We start from the raw sequence: 22,505 nt of genomic DNA, 5'->3' as shown, positions 1-22,505 counted from the left end.
TCGCCATGGACATGGTCTCGCTCAACATCGTCGGCGGCATCCTGGTCTCGATCTGCCGCGACATGGGGGTGACGCTGATGCGCACCTCCTATTCGACGATCTTCTCGGAATCCCTCGACTTCACCTGCGGCCTCGCCCTGCCGACCGGCGAGCTGGTCGCCACCGGCGACTTCTGCCCCTCGATGATCGGCGGCATGCCGCTGCTGCTGCGCTCCTGCGTGCAGGAGATCGCGCTCGCCGACCTCGAGGAGGGCGACGTCCTCGTCCACAACGACCCCTACCGGGGCGGCCTGCACACGCCGGAGCACACCTTCTTCAAGCCGGTCTTCGTCGAGGGCAGCCTGATCGGCTTCTCGGTCGCGATCGGCCACGTCTGCGAGGTCGGCGGCATGGCGCCGGCGGGGTTCGCCGGCGAGGCGACGGAGGTCTTCCACGAGGGACTGCGGGTGCCGCCGGTCAAGATCAAGCGGGCGGGGCGCGACGTCGACGACGTCTGGCGCCTGATGCTCGCGAACGTCCGCACCCCGCGCTACAATTACGGCGATTTCCGCGCCCTCATCGCCGCCACCGATCTCGGCGAGCGGCGCATGGCCGATCTCGTCCGCAAGCACGGGGTCGCAGCCTTCCGCGAGCACGTCGCGGCGCTGATGGACTATTCCGAGCGCCGGATGCGGGCGGAGATCGAGAAGATTCCGGACGGCCGGTACAGCTTCGAGGATTGCATGGAGGATGACGGCATCGAGGACCGGGCCTTCACCATCCGGGCCGAGGTGACGGTGGCGGGCTCCGACCTCGTGGTCGACTATCACGGCTCCTCGCCCCAGGCGAAGGGGCCGATCAACGGCACCCTCGGGGTCGCCTACGGGGCGGCCTACAACGCGATCCTCCAGCTCACCGATGCGACGATCCCGAAGAATTCCGGCTGCTTCCGGCCGATCCGTGTGCTGGCCCCGCCCGGCACGGTGGTGAACGTGAACTTCCCCGGCCCCTCGGTCGGCGGCAACACCGAGACCCATTGCCGGATCGCCAATTGCGTGATGGGCGCGCTGGCGCCGGGCCTCAAGGACCGCTCGGCGGCGACCGACGGGGCGACGCACAGCAACTTCCTGTTCGGCGGCACCGACCCGGCCACCGGCGAGTTCTTCTGCTGCTACGATCTCACCCCGGTCGGCTGGGGCGGGCGCAGCTTCGCCGACGGCAACGACGCGGTCGGCGGCATCAACGGCAATTGCCCGCACATCCCGGTCGAGGTGTTCGAGTACCGCTTCCCCTGGCACGTCGAGGAGTTCCGTCTCGTCGACGGCTCCGGCGGGCCCGGCACCTTCCGGGGCGGCCTCGCCCTCTCGAAGACCGTGCGCAGCACCGGCACGCCGATGACCTTCAGCTACATGAGCGACCGCCAGAAGGTGAGCCCCTGGGGCCTCCATGGCGGGCACGACGGCGCGAAGGCCGAGCTCCTCATGATGCGGGCCGGCAGCGGGGAATGGCTCACCGTCACGCAGGCCTTCGGCAAGGTCTCGCCGAGCAAGTTCGCCAACGTGCCGATCGCCCCCGGCGACCGCATCCGCATCAGCTCGCCGGCCGGCGGCGGTTGGGGACCGCCGGAGGCCCGCGATCCGGAGCGGGTTCGCGACGATCTCCTCGACGGGTTCATCACGCCCGAGCAGGCCCGCACCGTCTACGCGGCGGGCTGAGCACGCCCTTCGGACCGCGGAAAGCCGCGCCATACGGTTTCCGGTTCATCGCTTCGCGATGCGGAGACCGTATCAGGCGGAGCCCTGGGCCGTCCGCGCGGCGGACCCTCTCTGCCAGGCGGAGAGGGCGTCGCGCAGAACCTCGTCGAGGGGAGGGGGCACCGCCTCGCACACCCGCGGGCGCAGCCGCGTCTCGACCAGGGACAGGTGGGTCGTCATCGCCCGCACCGCCCCCGCCCGCGAACGGCCGCTGAGCGCCCGGAACACCGCCCGATGCTCGGCGCATTGGCAGGCGACCGAGCTGTCCGGCTCGAAGAACGCCACCAGCATCATCGTGCGGGCGACGAGTTCCTGCATCTGGCGCCGGATCAGCGGGTTGCCGGTGAGGTCGGCCAGAATGGTGTGGAACTCCGCCGACAGGCGGATCGAGGTGAAGCGGTCGCCCGCCGCCATCGCGGCGTCCTCGGCCGCGACGTGGGCGGCGAGCCGCGCCTCGCCGGCCGCGTCGAGGCTCGTCGCGAGATGGCCGACGATGCCGCCCTCGAGGATGCGCCGCGCCTCGTAGACGGTCCGCGCCTCTTCCAGATCGGGAGCGATCGCGAAGGCGCCGCGGTTCTTCTCGACGGTGATCAGCCGCTCGTGGCCGAGCCGGTGCAGCACCTTGCGCACGCGCTCGCGGCTCACCCCGAAGATCTCGGCCAGGAAGTGCTCGCCGAGCTTCGTCCCGGCCGGAACCCGCCCGTCGAGCAGCACCCGCGCCAAGACGGCGTGGACCGCCGTCTCATCGAGAGAGCCGGCGTGGACCGCCGTCTCGTCGAGAGAGCCGGCGTGGACCGCCGTCTCGTCGAGAGAGCCGGCGTGGACCGCCGCCTCGTCGAGAGAGCCGGCATGGACCGCCCCGTCGTCGATCCCGGCCTGCGCCGTCTCGTCGCCCGACGGAATGTCGGGGTCCGCCTTCCGATCCATCAAGCCCCTCCCGGCCCGCATCTGACGACCTCGCCTGGGCCCCGGCTCGAGATAAAGCCGGACGCGCCGTCGCCCAAGCCCGTTCGCGCCGTCCATCGCTCCAAGATTGTGCACAATTGCGACCAGTTTGTGCTTCATCTTAGGGCCGGTCGGCCGTATCCCTGAAGGCGTCGTCAGCCCCGCCAGGAGGGTTTCCCCGCCATGCCGTCCTTCTCTCCCGACCGTCGTTCGGTTCTGCGCGGGGCGGCAACGCTCGGCGCCCTGGTGGCGGCGCCCGGCATCCTGCGGGCGCAGACCCGCGAGCTCGTCGTCGGCGGGGCCGCCGGCCACAAGGCCTGGGTCGAGGAGATCGTCGTCCCGGCCTTCGAGCGGAAGCACGGCGCCAAAGTGATCTTCGAGGGCACGCGCTCGCTCGTGAACCTCGAGAAGATGCAGAAGAACCGCGACCGGCCCTACCTGTCGGTGGTCCAGATGGACGATCCGGTGATGATCCTCGCGATCAAGGAAGGGCTGCTCGATCCGCTGACCCCGGCCCGGGTGCCGAACCTCGCCGCCCTGATCCCCGGCACCGTCCACATGGACGGGATGTGGGCGAACTACCTCCAGCCCTGGCTCGGCATCGCCTACAACACCGAGGCGATGCGCCAGGCCCCGACTTCCTGGGCCGACCCCTACGACCCCGCATACAAGGGCCGGGTGATCCTCCCCTCGCTGCAGAACACCGAGGGGCTGGCCAATCTCTTCGTGGCCGCCGCCCTTGCGACCGGCCGGTCCCTCGACGCGGCGCAGCGCGACGTCGAGCCGGGATTCCGCAAGCTCGCGGCCCTCAAGCCGAACCTGCTCACGGTCTACACGCAGCAGCCGCAGGCCTATAACCTGCTCGAGCAGGGCGAGGCCTGGATGATCTCGTCCGCGATGTCGTCCTACGCCCTCGAGCGCAAGGCCGCCGGCGCCCCGATCGGCCTCGCGGCGCCGAAGGAGGGCGTGTTCGCGATGCCGTCGGGCGTTGCCGTGGTGAAGGGGGGGCCGCAGCCCGACCTCGCCTTCGCCTATGTCGACATGCTGCTCGGGGCCGAGCTGCAGCAGCGCCTCGTCGGCCCGACCTTCTCGTTGCCCACCAACCGCGCGGTGCCGCGCCCGGCCGGCCTGCCCTCCGACCTCGTGGTGCACCAGATCGACTGGGCCACCGTCGCCCGCGAGCGCGACGGCTGGATCAAGCGCTGGGACCGCGAGATGGCGATCTGAGGCGCAGCATGTCGGATCCTCGCCTCCCCGATCCCGGCTTCCTCGCGATCACCGGGGCCGAGAAGCGCTTCGGCACGAGCGCGGTCCTCGGCGGCGTCGACCTCGCGGTGGCCCGCGGCGAGTTCGTCTCGCTGCTCGGCCCCTCCGGCTGCGGGAAGACGACCCTGCTGCGCATCGTGGCCGGCCTCGTGGCCGCCGATCGCGGCCGGGTCGTGCTCGACGGGCGCGACATCAGCCGCACCCCGCCGCACCGGCGCGACGTCGGGGTCGTGTTCCAGAACTACGCCCTGTTCCCTCACCTCACGGTGGCCGAGAACGTCGCCTTCGGGCTCAAGGCCAAGGGACACCCCCGGGCCGGGATCGCCGGCACCGTCTCGCGCTTCCTCGACCTCGTCCAGATGACGGCCTTCGCCGACCGCCGCGCGCAAGCCCTCTCGGGCGGGCAGCAGCAGCGCGTGGCGGTGGCCCGGGCGCTCGCCGTTCAGCCCAAGCTGCTGCTCCTCGACGAGCCGTTCTCCGCCCTCGACCGCAAGCTCCGGGAGGCGATGCAGATCGACCTCAAGCGCCTGCTGCGCGAGCTCGGCATCACGGCCCTGTTCGTCACCCACGACCAGGACGAGGCGCTGACCATGTCCGACCGGATCGCCGTGATGAACCGTGGCGCGATCGAGCAGCTCGCCGATCCGGTGACGCTCTACCGCCGGCCCGCCTCCGCCTTCGCCCTCGGCTTCGTCGGCCTGTCGACCCGGATCCCCGGCCTCGTGCAGGAAGAGGGCGACGGGATGCTCCGGGTCGAGACGGCGCTCGGGACGGTGCGGGCGCCGGGCCGCTTCCGTCCCGGGAGCCCCGTGCTCCTCGGCGTGCGGCCGGAACGGATCCGCCTCGTCCGGGAGGAACCGGGCCTCGGGGCGAACACGGTCGAGGCCGCCCTCGTCGAGGTCGCCTTCCAGGGCGCCCGCGCCCACCTGTTCTTCGCCGGCCCGGACGGGGACAGGACCCTGCTGGTGGAGGCCCCCGAGATCCCGGCGGGCGCCGCGCCCGGGGTGCGGCTGCGGCTGTCCTGGGCGGTCGAGGACACGCTGGTCTTCCCCGCCGAGCCGGCGCTGAGGCAGGCCGCATGAGCGCGCCCACCGCAGCTCCCGCCGCCGGTCCGGTCCCGGCCCGCTGGCCGCGCCTCGCGCGCCCCGACCCGGTGGCGCTCATGGCGCTGCCGGCCTTCGCCTATCTGGCGGCGGCCTATGGCTGGCCGCTGCTCGTCCTCCTGGGCCACAGCCTCTCGGGCCCCGACGGGATCAGCCTCGCGCCGTTCGCGCGGTTCCTGTCCGATCCGTTCAGCTGGCGGGTCATCGGCAACACGGTGAGGAGCGCGCTCCTCGTCACCCTGGTCTGCCTGCTCGCCGGCTATCCGGCGGCCATCGCCCTGGCGCGGGCCCGCGGCGTGGTGCAGGCGCTCCTGCTGCTCTCCGTCATCCTGCCGCTCTCGGTCGGGGTCGTGGTCAAGGCCTATGCCTGGCAGATCGTGCTGCGTCGCGACGGGGTGGTGTCGCAGGCCCTCGTCGGGCTCGGGATCTGGGATGCGCCGCAGCGGCTCCTCTTCACCGAGACCGGGCTCGTCATCGGCGCCGCCAACGTCTTCCTGCCGTTCATGATCCTGCCGATCTACGCGGTGATCCGCCTGATCGACCCGCGCCTGTCGGAGGCCGCCGCGACCCTGGGCGCCAGCCCCGTGCGCCGCTTCCTCACCGTGACCCTGCCGCTGACCCTGCCGGGCATCGTCTCGGGGGTGGCCTTCGTGTTCTCGCTGGCGGTGTCGATGTACGTCGTGCCGAGCCTCGTCATCGGCGACCGCTACCAGACCCTCGCGACGCTGACCGGCCGCGCCTTCCTGTTCCTGCGCGACGAGCAGCTCGGCTCGACCACGGCGGTGATCCTGCTCGCGCTGGCGGTCGCCGTCGTGGTCGGCTCGACCGCGCTCGCGCGCCGCCTCGGCGGAGGAGGACTGTCATGACCGCGACCGAGCGCCTGTCCCTCGCCCTGGTCTGGACCCTGGCGGTGGCCTCCGCCGCCTTCCTGATGGCGCCGCTCGCCGTCACGGTGGCGGTCTCGTTCGGGTCGAGCGCAGTCTTCACCCTGCCGCCGCCCGCCTGGTCGACGCGCTGGTACGAGCGGCTCTGGGTCTCCCGCGACCTCTGGCCGGCCCTCTGGACCTCGCTGCGGGTCGCCGGCCTCGCCACCGCCCTGGCGCTCGTCCTCGGCACGCTCTGCGCCATCGCGGTGGTGCGCGGCCGCTTTCCCGGGCGCGAGGCCCTGGTCACCTTCCTGATCTCGCCCCTGATGCTGCCGGGCCTCGTCGTCGGCATCGCCATGCTGCAGGGGTTTCGCGCCATGGGCCTGCGTGACGTCGGCGTGAGCCTGCTCGTCGCCCATGGGGTGATCACGCTGCCCTACGTCGTGCGCAACGTGGCGGCGGCGCTCTCGCTGTTCGACTTCACCCTGATCGACGCCGCCCGGACGCTGGGCCTGTCCTACCCGGCCGCCATCCTGCGCGTGCTGGTGCCGGGCCTCGCGCCGGCCTTCCTCACCTCCGGCCTGTTCGCCTTCCTCGCCTCGATGGACAATTACCCGATCTCGATCTTCTTCACCGATGCCTGGACCAAGACCCTGCCGATCCAGATGCTCCAGCTCGTCGAGGAGCGGCCCGACCCGACGATCGCGGCGGTCTCGACGCTCCTGATCCTGCTCGCCGTCGTGGTGCTGATCCTCGGCGACCGCCTCGTCGGCCTGCGCCGCCTGGCCCAAGTCTAACGCCGAGGTCCAAGTCTAGCGCCAAGGTCCAAGTCTAGCGCCAAGGTCCAAGTCTAACGCCAAGGTCCAAGTCTAACGCCAAGGTCCAAGTCTAACGCCGAGGTGAGGTCTGATCTCCCCATGGTTCACGATCGCGATTTCCGCGGCTATGGCGGCCACCCGCCCAAGGTCGCCTGGCCGGGCGGCGCCCGGCTCGCCGTCTCGGTCGTCGTCAACGTCGAGGAAGGGGCGGAGCTGTCCCTCGGCATGGGCGACGAGCGCAACGAATCCGTCTACGAGGTGGTGGAGGAGGTCGTCGGCTCCCGCGACCTCTGCATGGAATCGCATTTCGAGTACGGCACCCGGGCCGGCTGGCCGCGCATCCGAGCCCTGCTCGCGGCCTACGGCGTTTCGGCCACCCTCAACGCCAACGGACGCGCCGTCGCGCTGTCGCCGTGGCTCGCCCAGGAGGCGGTCGCCGACGGGCACGAGGTCGCGGCCCATGGCTGGCGCTGGGAGCGCCATGCCGGGATGGGCGAGGCGGAGGAGCGGGCGGCGATCGCCCAGACCGTGGCGGCGATCCGCGACGCGACCGGCCGCCCCCCGGTCGGCTGGCACACCCGCTCGGCCACCTCGGTCAACACCCGGAGGCTGCTCCTGGAGCAGGGCGGCTTCCTGTACGACTCGAACGCCTACAACGACGACCTGCCCTATCTCGTGCCGGGCCGCGAGGGGCGGCCGCACGTCGTGCTGCCCTACGCCTTCGACACCAACGACATGCGCTTCCAGCGCGGCGGCGGCTTCGTCTTCGGCGACGACTTCGCCCGCTACTGCATCGACGCCTTCGACCGCCTCCATGCCGAGGGAGGCGAGGCACCCCGGATGCTGTCCGTGGGCCTGCACCTGCGCATCATCGGCCGGCCCGGCCGGATCGGCGGGCTGGAGCGCTTCCTCGCCCACGCGGCCGCCCGCGAGGGCACGTGGTTCGCCCGCCGCGATGCCATCGCGGGGCATTGGCTGCGCGAGGCCGCGGGAGCCGGGTGACCGAGGCCGCGCGGTCGGGACGACGGCATCGCGCGCCGTCGTGAAGGTCGCCTTCCACGCGCCCGCGCTGGATCCGATGTCCCTCGATGGGGAGACTGCCCCGCCCGGCCACGCCCGGGTGGGCGCCGATAGCCGGGCGGCACGGACGAGCGTGCAGACAGCCCGGCCCCTTGTCCCGCATCATGCGGGCATCGCTGCCGAGCACCTTGCGCGCCAAGCGGCGACGGACCGAATGAGCGAGCACCCGGCGCGACGGTTGCGGGGCTCGCCCAGGCCGACATCCGGCTCTCCGCCCTATTCCTTGGCCAGGGCGTCCGCGAAGGCCGCGATCCGGTTGCGGGCGTAGGCCGGCAGGCCGGCGCTGATCGAGGTGCCGGTGTTGAACGAGGAATTGCCCATCAGCACCTGGGCCGGCAGCAGGTTGCGCAGGACCGGGACGCGCTCGTACTCCTTCTTGCGGTCGAGCACGTCGGCCTTGATGCCGAGGGTCATGTAGGCGGTGACGACCGTCTTGTTCGGGTCGCCCGCCGCCGGCTGCAGCACCGCCAGGAACTTGCCGAAGCGCAGGATCTGGTTGACCCAGAAGATGTTCTGCTCCATCGCGCCGGCGACCGGCGCCTCGATCTTGGTGAGCTGGACCAGCTTCGCCGCCTCGTCCGGCGGCAGCACCCGCAGCTCGCTCTGGAACGAGACGAACTCGGCGATCTTCTTGCCCCCGTCCTCGAGCTTGTTGGCGAGCTTGACCCCGAGCGGCAGCTTGCCTTCCAGGTCGTAGCGCGACTCGATGCATGTGGTGTCGGGCGCCTCGCACCACGGCCGGTCGGGCCGGCGGGCGAAGGCGGCGGCCGGATCCTTGGTCGGGGTGGCGTCGGCGGGGCTCAAGGCCTTGTGCCTGATGGCCGGATCCATCCGCGACACGAACGGGATCGTGGCGAAGCGCTTCAGGTCGATGCGGTCGGCGGCCCGCGGCACGATGAACCGCGCCTCCGCCACGTAGACCTTCAGCGCCTCGTGCCGGGGCTTCGCCACGCCGTTGACGGTCTGGACGTAATCCGGCTCGACATAGGCCGGGTGGGGGGAGAGCAGGGCCTTCTGGGCCGGGCTGCGCTTGCCCCATTCGGCGAACGGCACGAGCCCGCTTTCCGGGCTCGCCGGGTTGTCGCGGTGATCGGTGAACGCGATGGTGTTCGGGGCGATCCCCACCGGATCGAGCCCGGCCACCGCCGGTACGTCCTTGGTGCGGTACTCGGCCCAGGCCGGGGAGGCCGCGAACAGCGCGGCGAGCACGAGCAAGGGGAGGCGCGGGCGCGCCGTCAGGCTGTCACGCACGGGAAGTGTCCTGTCTCGAGGTCAGTAGGTCGGGTCGTCGCCGAACGGGTAGTCCGGGTCGCGCCGCCGCGGCCGGCGAATATACTCGTCGTCGTCGCCGAAGGGCGAGCGGCTGCGCGCACCGGGCCATGTCGGCTCCGGCGGCTGCACCGGCTGGGCCCGCCGGCTATAGGTCCGCGGTTCGGGTCGGCCGAACAGCGCGCCGAACGGGTCGTAGCGGTCGGCATCCGGCGCCTCGTCGGGCATCCGGCCGGGGTTCTCGCCCGGCAAGCCGCCGTCCTGGCTGTCGCCGTCCTGCTCGCTGTCGGGCCGCATGGCGTAGATCTGCTCCTGCGGCACCAGCTTGAAGCGGGTCTCCGCGAGGCGGCCGTCGACCGAGAGGCGGAAATGCTCCATGAAGCCGCCGCCGGCGACCCGGCTGCCGGAGCGCAGGTCGATCGGTTCGTCGGCGATCAGGCGCTTGGCCTCCGGGCTCGGGCCGGAAAGCGGCGTCTTCGCCACGCCGTTGGCCCAGGCGGCCTGGAGCACCTGGGAAAAGATCGGCACCGAGAGATGGCCGCCGGTCTGGCCGCGGCCGAGCGTCCGGCGCTTGCCGTCGGCATTGTCGTAGCCGACCCAGGCCACGATGGTGATCTCGTTGGTGAAGCCGGCGAACCAGGCGTCGTTCTCGTCCTCCGAGGTCCCGGTCTTGCCGGCGACGTAGGGCGAGAACCGGGCCAGCGCCGCCGCGGTGCCGCGCTGGGTCACGCCCTGGAGCAGGCTTTTGAGCTGGTAGAACGCCACCCGGTCGGCCGAGCCGATGCGGGCGAGCGGCCGGTCGGCGTGCTGGTAGAGGGTCTTGTCGCCCTGCGCGACGCTCTCCAGCCCGTAGGGGGAGGGGCGCTCGCCCTCGTTGGCGACGGCGGCGTAGAAGCTCGCCAGATCGATCATCCGCACCGGCTGGGCGCCGAGCACGAAGGGATAGTAGCGCTCGCACTCGGCGTAGAGCTGGGCTTCGAGGGCGACGTCGCAGACCTTGGTCAGGCTGGCCGGCGCCTTCTCGGCGATGCCGCCCTTGAGAAGCTGGGCGGTGACGAGGTTCTTCGAGTGTTCGAGGCCGCGGCGCAGGGTGGTGGGGCCGGAGCCGCCGCCCTCGTAGTTCTTCGGCGACCAGGAATCACCCACCCCGCCGATCGGCGGCAGGGTGACCCGGGCATCCATCACCAGGGTGTTGGGCTGGAGGCCGGCATTGAGGGCGGCGAGGTAGGTCAGGGGTTTTAGCGTCGAGCCGGGCTGGCGCACGCTCTGGGTCACCCGGTTGAGCTGGCTCAACGGATAGGAGAAGCCGCCCGCCATGGCGAGGATGCGCCCGGTGCGGTTCTCCAGCACCAGCACCGCGCCCTGGACCTGCGGCCGGATGCGCAGGTCGGCCCGGGCCGAGCCCTTGCCCTCCGACAGCTTGACCCGGACCACGTCGTAGGGAGACAGCCGCCCGCGCGCCGCGCCCGGGTTCAGGCTCGCCACCCGCCCGTCGGCGAGGCCGACCCGCGCGCCGCCCTGGCCGCCGGTCGAGAGCACGATCGCGGCCGGCCAGTGCACGTCGTAGAGCGGCAGGCGCGCGGTCTCGAGCGCCCGCTGCCAGGCGGGCTTCGGTCCGGCAGGCCTGGCGGGTTTCGCCTGCTTCTGGCTCTTCTTGCCCTTCGGTGCGGGTTCCGGGGCAGGGGTGGGAGCGGGGGCCGGCTCGGGCGTCGGCGCCGCGGCCTCGATGCGGCGCACCGCGTCGGCGAGGTTCGCCTCCGGGCCCTCGAAGCGGGCGCGGCCGGTCGAGGCCTCGTAGCGCGACAGGCTCTCCTGCAGGATGCCCTCGGTCGCCTCCTGGAGCCCGGCATTGAGGGTCGAGCGCACCGTGTAGGCGCCGGCCGTCAAGGACTCGAGGCCGGCGAGCGTCCGTGCCTCGCGGGTGAGGTGGTCGACGAAGTGGAAGCCGGCATCCTGGCGCAGGCGCTCCAGCGGCGCGAGGCCGAGGGGGGCGGCGAGCGCCGTATTCATCTCCCCTTCGGTGATCGCGCCCTCCTCCTTCATGCGGGTGAGGACGTAGGCCCGCCGCTCCCGCGCCCGGTCGGGGTAGCGGTCGGGATTGTAGAAGTTCGGGCCCTTGGGCATCCCGCCGAGGAGGCCCGCCTCCGCGATGGTCAGATCCTTGACCGACTTGCCGAAATAGCTGCGCGCCGCCATCTCGACGCCGTAGGCGCCGCGGCCGAGATAGATGCCGTTGAGGTAGAGGCCGAGGATCTCCGGCTTCGTCATCACCCGCTCGGCCCGGGCCGCGACGATCATCTCGCGGATCTTGCGCTCGTAGGTGACGTCGTCGCCGACCGAGAGGTTCTTCACCACCTGCTGGGTGATGGTCGAGCCGCCCTGCGGCCGGCCCGGCGAGGCGAGGTTGCCGATGAAGGCGCGGATCACCCCGCGCTCGTCGATGCCGTGATGGGTCAGGAAGCGCTTGTCCTCGGCCGCGATGAACGCCTTCTGGACCAGCGGGGGAATCTCGCCGATCGGCACCGCGACGCGCCGGCCGTTGGGCTCGAAGGTCTCCGAGAAGCGGTTTCCCCGCCCGTCGAGGATCGTGGTCGCGCCGGGCAGCCGCAGGGTCTTGAGGGCGTTGGCGTCCGGCAGGTCGGCGACCGCCTTGTTGTAGAACTCGATGACGGCCCGCGCCTCGAAGGGCGAGTTCGCCGGGTTCTCGCCCTTGCAGAACTGCTTGTAGCTCGTGTTGAGCTCGGCGATGTCGAGGCCGTGCAGGAGCTTCGACTCGCCGGCGACGGCCTTCGGGTCCTCCATCGCGGTGGAGATCAGGTCGTCGAGGTTGATGTCCTCGATGTCGAAGGCCTTGCGCATGTGGGCGCAGCCGTCGCGCAGGAGCTGCACCACCGCCGGCCCGTCCTTCGCCGGATCGAACTGCGTCCGGATCGACTCGGGACGGGTGGTGACCTGGCTCAGCGTCAGGGCCGTGGCAAACAGCTTGATGAGGATCGCGTTCATCGATGACCAGAGGGCCGGGAGGCGCCCGAGGGAGGAGGCGCCCGGCGACCTGAACCGAGCCTGGACAACGCGGCTGTTTTAAGGACGCGGCGGGGCGGCGGCCGGGGCGGACGGGCTCTCCACAGCGTCGCCGCGCAGGCGCCGCAGGGCGAAGGCCACGAACACGCCGACGAGGCAGAGGGCGATGCCGAACCAGGTGAAGGCGTATTGCAGGTGGTTGTTCGGCAGGTCGACCCGGAGCTGCCCGCCCTTCGGCCAGCCGCCCGGGTTGGGCGTGGCGTCGGCCTCGATCAGGTAGGGGGCGACCCCCGTCAGCCCCTTGGCGGCGGCGATGCCCGGCACGTCGCGGTTGAACCACTCGCCGGTCTGCGGGTTCGGCGCCGGCACGAACATCGCCCGCGCCTCGCTCTGGCGCAGCATGCCGGTGACGGTGGTCTCGGCCTCGACCTGGCCCGCGGCGCGGCGACCGACATCCTTGAGCTCGGTCGGTACGAAGCCGCGATTGACCAGCACGGTGCGGCCGTCGTCGAGCCGGAGCGGCGTCACGACGTAGTAGCCCTGAAGCGCCCGGCCCGGCGTGTCGCCCGGGGCGAGGCCGTGGACCAGCGTCTCCTTGTCGTTGAGCAGCCGGCCGCTGGCGCGCACCCGCTCGAACTCGTCCCGCGCCGGATCGAAGGCGTCGAAGGCCGGAAGCGGCGCCGGCGGGTCGATCCGCGAACGGGCGACGATCCGGTCGATCAGCGCCTCCTTCCAGGCCTTGCGCTCGATCTGCCACACGCCGAGCCCGATCAGGATGACGAGGCAGACCAGGGTCGCGAGGGCAGGGGCCAGGAGGTCGCGCAGGGCCGCCCGCCGCTCGACCGCGGCGCTCACCGGAAGCGTCCCTGCGCGGCCTTGTTGGCATATTGCAGGGCCGCCATCATGCCCTTGAGCGGGCGCACCAGGGCCAGGCTCAAGATGATCGAGAGCGGCGCCCAGAGCGCGGCATGGACCCACATCGGCGGCTCGTAGGCGAACTCGACCCACATCGCCAGCGCCACCACGACGATGCCGACGATCGACATCACGAAGAAGGCCGGGCCGTCGGCCGAGTCGATGAACTGGAAATCGAGCCCGCAGACCTCGCAGGACGGGCGGAAGCTCAAGAAGCCCTTGAACAGGTGGCCCTCGCCGCAGCGCGGGCAGCGGCCGCGCAGGCCCACGGTCGCCGGCGAATCGACGGTGCGGTTGGATTCCATGGGCTCGACTCCTGGACGCGGGGATCAGCGCGATCTGGGGGGTTCGTCGTCATAAGAAAAGGGCGGCTTTCGCCGCCCTCTCATGCTCCCGACGCTGCCGGGTATCAGTGCGCGGCGTGGCCGACGCCCGATCCCCAGACGTAGATCGCGGCGAACAGGAACAGCCACACCACGTCGACGAAGTGCCAGTACCAGGCCGCGAACTCGAAGCCGAGATGCTGGCGCTGGGTGAACTGGCCGAGATAGGCCCGGTACAGGCAGACCGCGAGGAAGATCGTGCCGATGATGACGTGGGCGCCGTGGAAGCCGGTCGCCATGAAGAAGGTCGCCGAGTAGATGCTGCCCGAGAAGCCGAAATGGGCGTGGCCGTACTCGTAGGCCTGGACGAAGGAGAACAGCACGCCGAGGGCGATGGTCAGCCAGAGGCCGTACTTCATGCCCTTGCGGTCGTTGTTCAGCAGCGCGTGGTGCGCCCAGGTGATCGTGGTGCCCGAGGTGAGCAGGATCAAGGTGTTGAGCAGCGGCAGGTGCCAGGGATCGAACGCCTCGACGCCCTTCGGCGGCCACAGGCCCCCGGTGAACTCGACCCGCGACGCCTGGATCGGATCGGAGGTGTAGAGCGCCGCCTCGAAATAGGCCCAGAACCACGCGACGAAGAACATCACCTCGGAGGCGATGAACATGATCATGCCGTAGCGGTGCGAGAGCTGCACCACCCGGGTGTGGTCGCCGGTATTCGCCTCGTGCGCGACGTCCCGCCACCAGCTGAGCATGGTGTAGAGGATGCCGAGCAGGCCGGCGAAGAAGACGTAGGGCCCGAGCGCCATGTTGGCGATGGTCAGGCTCTTCATCCACAGGACGGCGCCCGACGTCATCACGAAGCCGCTCATCGAGCCGACGAGCGGCCACGGGCTCGGATTGACGAGGTGGTAGTCGTGGTGCTTCCCGTGCGCCTCGGCCATCGTAGCGGGTCTCCTGCCTGGTCTTTCTGACCGGTCGCGCCCCGCGCCGGCCGTGGATTCTAGGGTCGCGGGGCGGCTCGTTCCCCGGAGCCGCGGCGTTTCCGCCCCCGGCTCTCCACGGTCACGCTTTAATGCCGCCCCGGCGGGGTTGTCACCTCGTCAATTGGCCCATCCCGTCGATTGGCCCATCGGCGTCAATTGGCCTTCGTTCCCGCCGGCGTCGCGAGGGCGGCCTGCGGCTGGCCGTTCTTCGACGCGAAATAGGTGTAGGACAGGGTCATCTCGGTGAGCTCGCGGGTGTTCGGATCGGCCTTGATGCCGGGCTCGAGGTAGAACACCACCGGGAAGTCCATGGTCTCGCCGGGCTGCAGCGTCTGCTCGTTGAAGCAGAAGCACTGCACCTTGACGAAGTAGCCGCCGGTCAGCCCGGGCTGGACGTTGAAGGTCGCGATCCCGGTGCTCGGCACCGTGCCGGTGTTGGTGACGCGGAAGAACACCGTCTTGGTGGCGCCGAGCTGCGCCTCGACCTGCGGCGTCTCCGCCACGAAGCGCCAGGGCAGGCCGGGCGCGACGTTGGTGTCGAAGTGGACCAGCATGCTGTCCTGGCTGACCGCGCCGGAGGCGGCCGCGCCCCGCAAGGGCGTGCCGTCGTAGCCGGTCGCCTTGCAGAACAGGTCGTAGAGCGGCACGAACGCGAAGGCGAGCGCCGTCATCCCGACCACGAGGCCGAGGCAGGCCAGCGCCGTGGTGCGGGCCTTCTTCTGCATCTCTCTGCGCGGATCGGTCATGACGGGTTCGCCTCGCGGATCGTCACAGCGGCCGGTTGAGGACCTGGGGGCCGAGCTTGGCGATCGTCAGCACGTAGAAGATCAGGACCAGGGCGGCGAGCACCATCGCGATGGCGACGGAGCGCTTGCGCCGGCGCTGGATCTCTTCGGGGGTCAGTTGCTGGGGCACCGCACTCATCGCTGCATCGACAAAGGGGGAGGGCGGCTTTCAGCCGAGGACCGGCCGGAACAGCCCGAGGCCCTGCTCCGCCAGGAGCGCGGAGAAGAGCAGGAACAGGTAGAGGATCGAGAATCCGAACAGGCTCATCGCCGCCTTGTTGGCCGCCTCGCCCTCGCGCCGGCGCAGCACCTGGACGCTCAAACCCACCATGGCGAGGCCGCCGACGAGGCCGACGAGGCCGTAGATCATCCCGCCGAAGCCGAGGAAGACCGGGGCGAGGCCGAGCGGGGCCAGCAGGACCGAATAGGCGAGGATCTGCCGGCGGGTCGAATCGGGGCCGGCGGTGTTCGGCATCATCGGGATGCCGGCGCGGGCGTACTCGCCGGCCTTGACCAGCGCCAGGGCCCAGAAATGCGGCGGCGTCCAGATGAAGATGATCAGGAACAGGACCGTGCCCTCGATCCCGACCGAGCCGGTGACCACCGCCTGGCCGATCATCGGCGGCAGGGCGCCGGCGGCGCCCCCGATCACGATGTTCTGCGCCGTCGAGCGCTTCAGCCACATCGAGTAGATCACGGCGTAGAACACGATGGTGAAGGCGAGCAGGCCCGCCGACAGCCAGTTCGCCGCCAGGCCCAGCACCAGCACCGAGCCGACCGACAGGGTGAGCCCGAAGGACAGGGCCTCGTTCGGCCGGATCCTGCCGGCTGGGATCGGTCGCGTCCGGGTGCGGGTCATCACCGCGTCGATGTCGGCGTCCCACCACATGTTGAGGCAGCCCGAGGCGCCGGCCCCGACCGCGATCATCAGGAGCGAGATCGCCCCGATCACCGGGTTCACGTGCGAGGGGGTGACCGTCATGCCGACGAGCGCGGTGAAGATCACCAGCGCCATCACCCGGGGCTTCAGGAGCGCGAAGTAATCCGCGACCTCGCCGCCGGCGGTGTTCGCCTCGACGAAGGGACGGTCGGGGATCGCGGTGTTCGACAGGGAGGTCATGCTGGGTGTCGCGGCCATGATTGGGAGGGTTTCTGGTGTCGCGCTCCTCGCCGGAGCGCCCATTCGGGCGCTCGGGAGAAGAGCGAGGATCGCCGGACCGGCGATCCTCCGTGAGATGTGCGCCCGATCGCGGGGCACGTCCGCTCGCTTATGTTGGTCCGCCGCGGGATTTCGCGGCGGACCGGGTCTCAAGGCTCAGTGGGCGTGGGACGGCTCGTCCACGATCACCGGCAGGGTCTCGTACTGGTGGAAGGGCGGGGGCGAGGACAGGGTCCACTCGAGGGTGGTGGCACCCTCGCCCCACGGGTTGTCCGCGGCCCGCTCCTTGGAGCGGAAGGCCAGCACCACGCCGATCACGAACACGACCATGCCGAGCGCGAAGATGTGGCCGCCCATGGTGGCGACGTAATGCCAGCCGGCGAAGGCCTCCGGATAGTCGGCATAGCGCCGCGGCATGCCGGCCAGACCCAGGAAGTGCATCGGGAAGAACAGCACGTTGGCGCCGATGAAGGCGAGCCAGAAATGCAGCTTGCCGGCCCATTCCGGGATGATGCGGCCGGTCATCTTCGGGAACCAGTAGTAGACACCGGCGAAGATGATGAACACCGCGCCGAGCGACAGCACGTAGTGGAAGTGCGCGACGACGTAGTACGTGTCGTGCAGGTAGCGGTCGACGGCGGCGTTGGCCAGGATCACGCCGGTGACGCCGCCGACGGTGAACAGGAACACGAAGCCGACGGCCCAGTGCATGGCGGCGGTGAAGCGGATCGAGCCGCCCCACATCGTGGCGATCCAGGAGAAGATCTTCACGCCGGTGGGGACCGCGATCACCATGGTGGCGAACACGAAGTAGGACTGGGTCTGGAGCGTGAGACCCACGGTGTACATGTGGTGGGCCCACACCACGAAGCCGACGACGCCGATCGCCACCATCGCGTAGGCCATCGCCAGGTAGCCGAACACCGGCTTGCGCGAGAAGGTCGAGATGATGTGCGAGACGATGCCGAAGGCCGGCAGGATCATGATGTAGACTTCGGGGTGGCCGAAGAACCAGAACAGGTGCTGGTACAGGATCGGGTCACCGCCGCCGGCCGGGTCGAAGAAGGTCGTGCCGAAGTTGCGGTCGGTCAGCAGCATGGTGATCGCGCCGGCCAGCACCGGCAGCGACAGCAGCAGCAGGAAGGCGGTCACCAGCATCGACCAGGCGAACAGCGGCATCTTGTGCAGGGTCATGCCCGGCGCGCGCATGTTCAGGATGGTGGTGATGAAGTTGATGGCGCCGAGGATCGAGCCCGCGCCCGACAGGTGCAGCGCGAAGATCGCGAAGTCGACGGCCGGGCCGGGATGGCCGGCGGTGGAGAGCGGCGGGTAGACCGTCCAGCCGGTGCCGGCGCCGACCGCGCCAGGCGCGCCCTCGACGAACAGCGAGCAGACGAGGCTCATGAAGCCCGCGACCGTCAGCCAGAACGAGATGTTGTTCATGCGCGGGAACGCCATGTCCGGCGCGCCGATCATCAGCGGCACGAACCAGTTGCCGAACCCGCCGATGAGGGCCGGCATCACCATGAAGAACACCATGATGAGGCCGTGCCCGGTCACGAACACGTTGTAGGTCTGCGGGTTGGAGAAGTACTGCAGGCCGGGGGCCTCCATCTCCATCCGGATACCGAAGGACAGGAACGCGCCGACGATGCCCGCCGAGAAGGCGAACAGCAGGTAGAGCGTGCCGATGTCCTTGTGGTTGGTCGAGTTGAACCAGCGCGTGAAGAACGGTGGGGTATGGTCGTGGGCGTGGTCGTGCCCTGCCGTGACGGCTTGAGCCATGGGGTCAGCCTCTTCGAGGATCGGTCTCGGTCGGTCTGTCGAAAGGGGCGGGGCGCGCCGCCGGCGGCGCCCCGCATCATGAAATCGGCGTCGGCCTTACTTGGCTTCCGCGAATTTGGCGCCGCCGTCGGTGCGGGCGAACTTGGTCTTGGCCTCGGCGGTCCAGGCCTGGAAGGCCTGCTCGCTCACCACCTTCACGGTGATCGGCATGTAGGCGTGGCGCTGGCCGCACAGCTCGGAGCACTGGCCGTGATAGACGCCCTCGCGGTCGGCCTTGAACCAGAACTGGTTGAGGCGGCCCGGGATCGCGTCGATCTTGAAGCCGAAGGACGGCATCGCCCAGGAATGCATCACGTCGGCGGCGGTGACCTGGATCTTCACGATCTTGTTCACCGGCACCACCATCTCGTTGTCGGTGGCGAGCAGCTTGGGCTGGCCGGACTTCACCTGGTCCTCGCCCTCGAGCAGGTTGGCGTCGAACTTGAAGCCGCCGACGGCCTCCGGATACTCGTACGACCAGTACCAGGCGTGGCCGATGACCTTGACCATCAGGTCGGCCTTCGGATCCGAGAGCTGGGTGCGCAGCACGCGGAACGACGGGATCGCGATCGCCACCAGGATCAGCACCGGGACGATCGTCCAGGCGACCTCCAGCATCGTGTTGTGCGTGGTGCGCGACGGGGTCGGGTTCTTCGTCTCGTTGAACTTGACCACCACCGCGATCAGCAGGGCGAGCACGAACAGGACGACGAACAGCATGATCCAGTTCAGCAGGTGATGGAAATTGTAGATTTCCGTCGCCACCTCGGTCACCGGCTTCTGCAGGTCCATCTGCCACGGCACCGGCTGGCCGATGCCCGCCGCCTTCGCCACGGTGACGCTGCCGAGGAGCCCGGTCGTCGCCAGCGCCGCGGCGCCTCCCCAGAAGCCCCGGCCCGTCGACCGTTCTTGCGCCCTCGCCATCCCCATGGTGCCCTCGATGCTCCCCAACAGGCTGTGTGCCGGCAACGGCTGCCCGCGCAACGGGAGCGCCGTCCTGTCTCGGCCGTCGGTCGCCGGCCCGCCGCCCTGCGGCCGTGTAGCCGGCCGAGACCCGGTCGCCGTCTCTCACCACAATGCCGCCGCAAGCGCAACGGCGTTGGCGTCGCATCGGCATCGGGAAATCGCCTGTGGGCACTGGACATTCGTCCTGAGGCTCGAATGATTCCGGTCAGCCGTGCGCGATTCGGAAGCGCCTCTTCGGGCGGCCCGACGGGGGGTTGAGTCTTCCATGATCCTTCGATGATCGAGCGCCTCGAATTCATCCTGGCGCTCGCCCGCGAGCAGCATTTCGGCCGCGCCGCCCAGGCCTGCGGGGTGTCGCAGCAGACCCTCTCGGCGGGGGTCAAGCAACTCGAGGAGCGGCTCGGTGTGCTTCTCGTGCAACGCGGCTCGCGCTTCCAGGGCTTCACCCCGGAGGGCGAGCGGGTGCTCGACTGGGCGCGGCGCATCGTCGGCGACGCCCGCGCCATGCGCCAGGAGGTGGCGGCCCTGCGCCGCGGCCTCTCGGGCACGCTCCGCATGGCGGCGGTGCCGACCGCGACCCCGATGGTGGCGGCGCTGACCACGCCGTTCCGGGCCCGCCACCCGGCGGTGCGCTTCACGGTGCAGTCGGCCACCTCGCACGAGATCATCCGGCAGATCGCCAATCTCGAGCTCGATGCCGGGCTCACCTACATCGAGGACGAGCCGCTCGGCCGCGTCACGGCCCTGCCGCTCTACCGCGAGCATTATCGCCTGCTCACCGCCGCCGACGGGATCTATGGCGGGCGCGCGAGCGTGACCTGGGCCGAGGTCGGGCGGATCCCGCTCTGCCTGCTCACCCCGGCGATGCAGAACCGCCGCATCATCGACCGGCACCTGCGCGCCGCCGGGGCCGAGCCGGCGCCGCTGCTCGAATCGAACTCGATGATCGTGCTCGTCACCCACGTGCGCACCGCCAAGTGGGCGAGCATCATGCCGGCGGCGTTGGCCGAGACCTTCCGCCTCACCGAGCGGGTGCGGGCGGTGCCGATCACCGACCCGGATGTCAGCCACACGATCGGCCTCGTCGTGCCCGAGCGCGATCCGATGACCCCGCTCATCGCCGCCTTCCTGTCCGAGGCGCGGGCGATCGCCCCCGACCTCGCCGCGGAGGTCGCGGCGCTCTGACGATCCGGGCGGGCCGGTCCCGTCCCGCGGGGTGCGAGCCCCTCGAACTTTCGTCGCAGCTCCGGCACTCGCTCGGCCTTTCTCCCGCGAGAGAGCCCGTTTTAACAAAAATTCCTTGTCGTGCCACCGAACCGCGCGATTGATCCGACGGCCTGGACCGGCCAGGGTCAGGCTAGAACGATAACGATCTGGGCTGGAAATCATGCCGAGCCACGAACACGCTCGCGGCGCGAGCCGGGAGCCGTGGGACGCCGGGCGGGCGGCGGGAATCATCGCCGAGCACGCCCACCGCGAGGGCGCCACGCTCCCGATCCTGCACGCGCTGCAAGAGACCTTCGGCTACGTCGACGGCGAGGCGGTGCCGCTGATCGCCGACGCGCTGAACCTGTCGCGAGCCGAGATCCACGGCTGCCTCACCTTCTACCACGATTTCCGCGCCGAGCCGGCCGGCCGCCACACCGTCAAGCTGTGCCGGGCCGAGGCGTGCCAGGCGGTCGGCGCCGACGCGCTGCACGAGGACGTTCTGCGCCGCTACGACGTCGCCTGGCACGGCACCACCCGTGACGGCCGGGTGACGGTGGAGCCGGTCTTCTGCCTCGGCCTCTGCGCCTGCGGTCCCGCGGCGCTCGTCGACGGCGAGCCGGTCGGCCGCCTCGATCTCGACACCCTGGCGGATGCCCTGACGGAGCGCGCCGCGTGAGCATCACCCTCTATCTCCCGAAGGACGCCGCGAGCCTCGCGCTCGGCGCCGACCGGGTCGCCAGGGCGCTGACCCGCGCGGCGCAAGCCCGCGGCCTCGACGTCGAACTCGTGCGTACCGGCTCGCGCGGCATGCTGTGGCTGGAGCCGCTGCTCGAGGTCGCGACGCCCGAAGGGCGCATCGCCTACGGCCCCGTGCGGCCGGGCGACATCGAATCGCTGCTCGATGCCGGCCTGGCGGAGGGCGGAGCGCACCGCCTGCGCATCGGCCGTCCCGAGGAGCATCCCTATCTCGCGCGCCAGCAGCGCCTGACCTTCGGCCGCTGCGGGATCATCGATCCGGCCTCGGTCGAGGATTACCGCGCCCATGGCGGCTATCGCGGGCTCGAAGCCGCGCTGGCGGCAGGGCCCGCCGGCACCGTCGAGGCGGTGAAGGCGTCAGGGCTCCGCGGCCGCGGCGGCGCCGGCTTCCCGACCGGCATCAAGTGGAACACGGTGATGCTGGCGCAAGCGCCGCAGAAATACGTGGTCTGCAACGCCGACGAGGGCGATTCCGGCACCTTCGCCGACCGGATGCTGATGGAGGGCGATCCCCTCACGCTGATCGAGGGCATGACGATCGCCGCGGTCGCGGTCGGGGCCACCCGCGGCTACATCTATTGCCGCTCGGAATACCCGCACGCCTTCGCGGCCCTGGAGACCGCGATCGCGGCGGCCGAGCGGGCGGGCTTCCTCGGCGCCGACGTGATGGGGTCGGGCCGGGCCTTCCACCTCGAAGTGCGGCTCGGGGCCGGCGCCTATATCTGCGGCGAGGAGACCTCGCTCCTCGAGAGCCTGGAGGGCAAGCGCGGCATCGTGCGGGCGAAGCCCCCGATCCCGGCGCTCAAGGGCCTGTTCGGCCAGCCGACGCTCGTCAACAACGTGCTGTCCTTCGCCGCCGTCCCGTGGATCCTGGAGCATGGCGGTCCCGCCTACGCCGCCTACGGCATGGGCCGCTCGCTTGGCACCCTGCCGATCCAGCTCGCCGGCAACGTCAAGCGCGGCGGCCTGATCGAGACCGCCTTCGGGTTGAGCTTGCGCGAGGTGATCGAGGATTTCGGCGGCGGCACCGGCTCGGGCCGGCCGTTGCGGGCGGTCCAGGTCGGCGGGCCGCTCGGGGCCTACTTCCCCGATACCCTCCTCGACACGCCGCTGGACTACGAGGCCTTTGCGGCGAAGAAGGGCCTGCTCGGCCATGGCGGCATCGTGGTGTTCGACGACACCGTCGATCTCGCCCGCCAGGCCCGCTTCGCCTTCGAGTTCTGCGCCGCCGAATCCTGCGGCAAGTGCACGCCGTGCCGGATCGGTGCGGTGCGCGGCATGGAGACGATCGACAAGGTGCTCGCCGGCGAGTCGCCGCGCGAAAACCTCGCCCTCGTCACCGACCTCTGCGAGGTCATGACCGACGGCTCGCTCTGCGCCATGGGCGGGCTGACGCCCGTGCCGGTGATGAGCGCGCTCACCCATTTCCCGGAAGATTTCTCCGGCCGCGGCGCCAAGCTGCCGCTGGCGGCGGAGTGAGG

General features: G+C 70.5%; 20 protein-coding genes. 9 read left to right on the top strand and 11 right to left on the bottom strand.

The window, feature by feature from the left end; translation table 11 throughout:
- Positions 1 to 5: 5 nt before the first annotated feature.
- Positions 6 to 1,694, top strand: a complete 1,689-nt coding sequence (locus FF100_RS23780) for a hydantoinase B/oxoprolinase family protein (RefSeq protein ID WP_139038246.1) — start codon at positions 6 to 8, stop codon at positions 1,692 to 1,694.
- A gap of 72 nt (positions 1,695 to 1,766) precedes the next feature.
- Here FF100_RS23780 and FF100_RS23775 read toward each other — a convergent pair whose 3' ends face one another.
- Positions 1,767 to 2,660: a GntR family transcriptional regulator gene (locus FF100_RS23775; RefSeq protein WP_139038245.1), complete on the bottom strand. Its 894-nt coding sequence runs from the start codon at positions 2,658 to 2,660 to the stop codon at positions 1,767 to 1,769.
- Between the two features lie 201 nt (positions 2,661 to 2,861).
- Here FF100_RS23775 and FF100_RS23770 point away from each other — a divergent pair, with 201 nt between their 5' ends.
- The 5 genes from FF100_RS23770 (at position 2,862) to FF100_RS23750 (ending at position 7,733) form a co-directional block, all read left to right on the top strand.
- The gene (locus FF100_RS23770) at positions 2,862 to 3,905 is read left to right on the top strand and encodes an ABC transporter substrate-binding protein (RefSeq protein ID WP_139038244.1); all 1,044 of its coding nucleotides are present in this window, start codon (positions 2,862 to 2,864) and stop codon (positions 3,903 to 3,905) included.
- An 8-nt stretch (positions 3,906 to 3,913) separates the two neighbouring features.
- On the top strand, positions 3,914 to 5,026 hold the full coding sequence (locus FF100_RS23765) for an ABC transporter ATP-binding protein (RefSeq protein ID WP_139038243.1): 1,113 nt from the start codon (positions 3,914 to 3,916) through the stop codon (positions 5,024 to 5,026).
- Positions 5,023 to 5,913 carry an ABC transporter permease gene (locus tag FF100_RS23760; RefSeq protein WP_139038242.1) on the top strand — a complete coding sequence of 297 codons (891 nt, stop codon included), beginning with the start codon at positions 5,023 to 5,025 and terminating at the stop codon, positions 5,911 to 5,913. The genes FF100_RS23765 and FF100_RS23760 overlap by 4 nt, the downstream gene beginning before the upstream one ends.
- Complete coding sequence (locus FF100_RS23755; RefSeq protein ID WP_139038241.1) at positions 5,910 to 6,710, top strand: ABC transporter permease; 801 nt, start codon at positions 5,910 to 5,912, stop codon at positions 6,708 to 6,710. The genes FF100_RS23760 and FF100_RS23755 overlap by 4 nt, the downstream gene beginning before the upstream one ends.
- A gap of 120 nt (positions 6,711 to 6,830) precedes the next feature.
- Positions 6,831 to 7,733: a polysaccharide deacetylase family protein gene (locus FF100_RS23750; RefSeq protein ID WP_139038240.1), complete on the top strand. Its 903-nt coding sequence runs from the start codon at positions 6,831 to 6,833 to the stop codon at positions 7,731 to 7,733.
- 294 nt (positions 7,734 to 8,027) lie between these two features.
- On the opposite strand, the gene FF100_RS23745 is transcribed toward FF100_RS23750, so the two are convergent.
- From FF100_RS23745 to coxB, 10 genes are all read right to left on the bottom strand, one after another.
- Entirely contained in the window at positions 8,028 to 9,062 is a 1,035-nt protein-coding gene (locus tag FF100_RS23745) for a hypothetical protein (protein ID WP_139038239.1), read from the bottom strand.
- A 21-nt stretch (positions 9,063 to 9,083) separates the two neighbouring features.
- Positions 9,084 to 12,083, bottom strand: a complete 3,000-nt coding sequence (locus FF100_RS23740) for a penicillin-binding protein 1A (RefSeq protein ID WP_139038238.1) — start codon at positions 12,081 to 12,083, stop codon at positions 9,084 to 9,086.
- Positions 12,084 to 12,161: 78 nt separating this feature from the next.
- Positions 12,162 to 12,956: an SURF1 family protein gene (locus tag FF100_RS23735; RefSeq protein ID WP_139038237.1), complete on the bottom strand. Its 795-nt coding sequence runs from the start codon at positions 12,954 to 12,956 to the stop codon at positions 12,162 to 12,164.
- Positions 12,953 to 13,321 (bottom strand): DUF983 domain-containing protein, encoded by a 369-nt coding sequence (locus FF100_RS23730; RefSeq protein WP_139038236.1) that lies wholly within the window; start codon positions 13,319 to 13,321, stop codon positions 12,953 to 12,955. Before FF100_RS23730 ends, FF100_RS23735 begins: the two co-directional genes overlap by 4 nt.
- A 104-nt stretch (positions 13,322 to 13,425) precedes the next feature.
- The gene (locus FF100_RS23725) at positions 13,426 to 14,283 is read right to left on the bottom strand and encodes a cytochrome c oxidase subunit 3 (RefSeq protein ID WP_139038235.1); all 858 of its coding nucleotides are present in this window, start codon (positions 14,281 to 14,283) and stop codon (positions 13,426 to 13,428) included.
- Between the two features lie 194 nt (positions 14,284 to 14,477).
- Positions 14,478 to 15,071: a cytochrome c oxidase assembly protein gene (locus FF100_RS23720; RefSeq protein WP_139038234.1), complete on the bottom strand. Its 594-nt coding sequence runs from the start codon at positions 15,069 to 15,071 to the stop codon at positions 14,478 to 14,480.
- A 22-nt stretch (positions 15,072 to 15,093) separates the two neighbouring features.
- The gene (locus FF100_RS37250) at positions 15,094 to 15,249 is read right to left on the bottom strand and encodes a hypothetical protein (protein ID WP_048431787.1); all 156 of its coding nucleotides are present in this window, start codon (positions 15,247 to 15,249) and stop codon (positions 15,094 to 15,096) included.
- A gap of 30 nt (positions 15,250 to 15,279) precedes the next feature.
- Positions 15,280 to 16,230: a heme o synthase gene (locus FF100_RS23715; RefSeq protein ID WP_139038233.1), complete on the bottom strand. Its 951-nt coding sequence runs from the start codon at positions 16,228 to 16,230 to the stop codon at positions 15,280 to 15,282.
- Between the two features lie 195 nt (positions 16,231 to 16,425).
- The gene (gene ctaD / locus FF100_RS23710) at positions 16,426 to 18,054 is read right to left on the bottom strand and encodes a cytochrome c oxidase subunit I (RefSeq protein ID WP_139038232.1); all 1,629 of its coding nucleotides are present in this window, start codon (positions 18,052 to 18,054) and stop codon (positions 16,426 to 16,428) included.
- A gap of 96 nt (positions 18,055 to 18,150) precedes the next feature.
- Entirely contained in the window at positions 18,151 to 19,023 is an 873-nt protein-coding gene (coxB, locus tag FF100_RS23705) for a cytochrome c oxidase subunit II (RefSeq protein WP_139038231.1), read from the bottom strand.
- Between the two features lie 312 nt (positions 19,024 to 19,335).
- On the opposite strand from coxB, the gene FF100_RS23700 reads away from it, so the two are divergent.
- The 3 genes from FF100_RS23700 (at position 19,336) to FF100_RS23690 (ending at position 22,503) form a co-directional block, all read left to right on the top strand.
- On the top strand, positions 19,336 to 20,244 hold the full coding sequence (locus FF100_RS23700) for a LysR family transcriptional regulator (RefSeq protein ID WP_139038230.1): 909 nt from the start codon (positions 19,336 to 19,338) through the stop codon (positions 20,242 to 20,244).
- Between the two features lie 202 nt (positions 20,245 to 20,446).
- Positions 20,447 to 20,944, top strand: coding sequence for a formate dehydrogenase subunit gamma (locus FF100_RS23695; RefSeq protein WP_139038229.1), 498 nt, complete (start codon positions 20,447 to 20,449; stop codon positions 20,942 to 20,944).
- Positions 20,941 to 22,503 (top strand): formate dehydrogenase beta subunit, encoded by a 1,563-nt coding sequence (locus FF100_RS23690; protein ID WP_139038228.1) that lies wholly within the window; start codon positions 20,941 to 20,943, stop codon positions 22,501 to 22,503. The genes FF100_RS23695 and FF100_RS23690 overlap by 4 nt, the downstream gene beginning before the upstream one ends.
- The last annotated feature ends 2 nt before the right edge of the window (positions 22,504 to 22,505 follow it).

The sequence above is a fragment of the Methylobacterium terricola genome (assembly GCF_006151805.1).
Lineage (GTDB): Bacteria > Pseudomonadota > Alphaproteobacteria > Rhizobiales > Beijerinckiaceae > Methylobacterium > Methylobacterium terricola.
Note: the sequence above shows the minus strand (reverse complement) of the source record. Positions and strands in the feature narration are given on the sequence as shown.

What these genes read in the sequence shown, in the direction of transcription:
- FF100_RS23780 (WP_139038246.1), top strand. Translation starts at nt 6, where the DNA reads ATGGACATGGTCTCGCTCAACATCGTCGGCGGCATCCTGGTCTCGATC.
- FF100_RS23775 (WP_139038245.1), bottom strand. Translation starts at nt 2,660, where the DNA reads ATGGATCGGAAGGCGGACCCCGACATTCCGTCGGGCGACGAGACGGCG.
- FF100_RS23770 (WP_139038244.1), top strand. Translation starts at nt 2,862, where the DNA reads ATGCCGTCCTTCTCTCCCGACCGTCGTTCGGTTCTGCGCGGGGCGGCA.
- FF100_RS23765 (WP_139038243.1), top strand. Translation starts at nt 3,914, where the DNA reads ATGTCGGATCCTCGCCTCCCCGATCCCGGCTTCCTCGCGATCACCGGG.
- FF100_RS23760 (WP_139038242.1), top strand. Translation starts at nt 5,023, where the DNA reads ATGAGCGCGCCCACCGCAGCTCCCGCCGCCGGTCCGGTCCCGGCCCGC.
- FF100_RS23755 (WP_139038241.1), top strand. Translation starts at nt 5,910, where the DNA reads ATGACCGCGACCGAGCGCCTGTCCCTCGCCCTGGTCTGGACCCTGGCG.
- FF100_RS23750 (WP_139038240.1), top strand. Translation starts at nt 6,831, where the DNA reads ATGGTTCACGATCGCGATTTCCGCGGCTATGGCGGCCACCCGCCCAAG.
- FF100_RS23740 (WP_139038238.1), bottom strand. Translation starts at nt 12,083, where the DNA reads ATGAACGCGATCCTCATCAAGCTGTTTGCCACGGCCCTGACGCTGAGC.
- FF100_RS23730 (WP_139038236.1), bottom strand. Translation starts at nt 13,321, where the DNA reads ATGGAATCCAACCGCACCGTCGATTCGCCGGCGACCGTGGGCCTGCGC.
- FF100_RS23725 (WP_139038235.1), bottom strand. Translation starts at nt 14,283, where the DNA reads ATGGCCGAGGCGCACGGGAAGCACCACGACTACCACCTCGTCAATCCG.
- FF100_RS23720 (WP_139038234.1), bottom strand. Translation starts at nt 15,071, where the DNA reads ATGACCGATCCGCGCAGAGAGATGCAGAAGAAGGCCCGCACCACGGCG.
- FF100_RS37250 (WP_048431787.1), bottom strand. Translation starts at nt 15,249, where the DNA reads ATGAGTGCGGTGCCCCAGCAACTGACCCCCGAAGAGATCCAGCGCCGG.
- FF100_RS23715 (WP_139038233.1), bottom strand. Translation starts at nt 16,230, where the DNA reads ATGACCTCCCTGTCGAACACCGCGATCCCCGACCGTCCCTTCGTCGAG.
- ctaD (WP_139038232.1), bottom strand. Translation starts at nt 18,054, where the DNA reads ATGGCTCAAGCCGTCACGGCAGGGCACGACCACGCCCACGACCATACC.
- coxB (WP_139038231.1), bottom strand. Translation starts at nt 19,023, where the DNA reads ATGGGGATGGCGAGGGCGCAAGAACGGTCGACGGGCCGGGGCTTCTGG.
- FF100_RS23700 (WP_139038230.1), top strand. Translation starts at nt 19,336, where the DNA reads ATGATCGAGCGCCTCGAATTCATCCTGGCGCTCGCCCGCGAGCAGCAT.
- FF100_RS23695 (WP_139038229.1), top strand. Translation starts at nt 20,447, where the DNA reads ATGCCGAGCCACGAACACGCTCGCGGCGCGAGCCGGGAGCCGTGGGAC.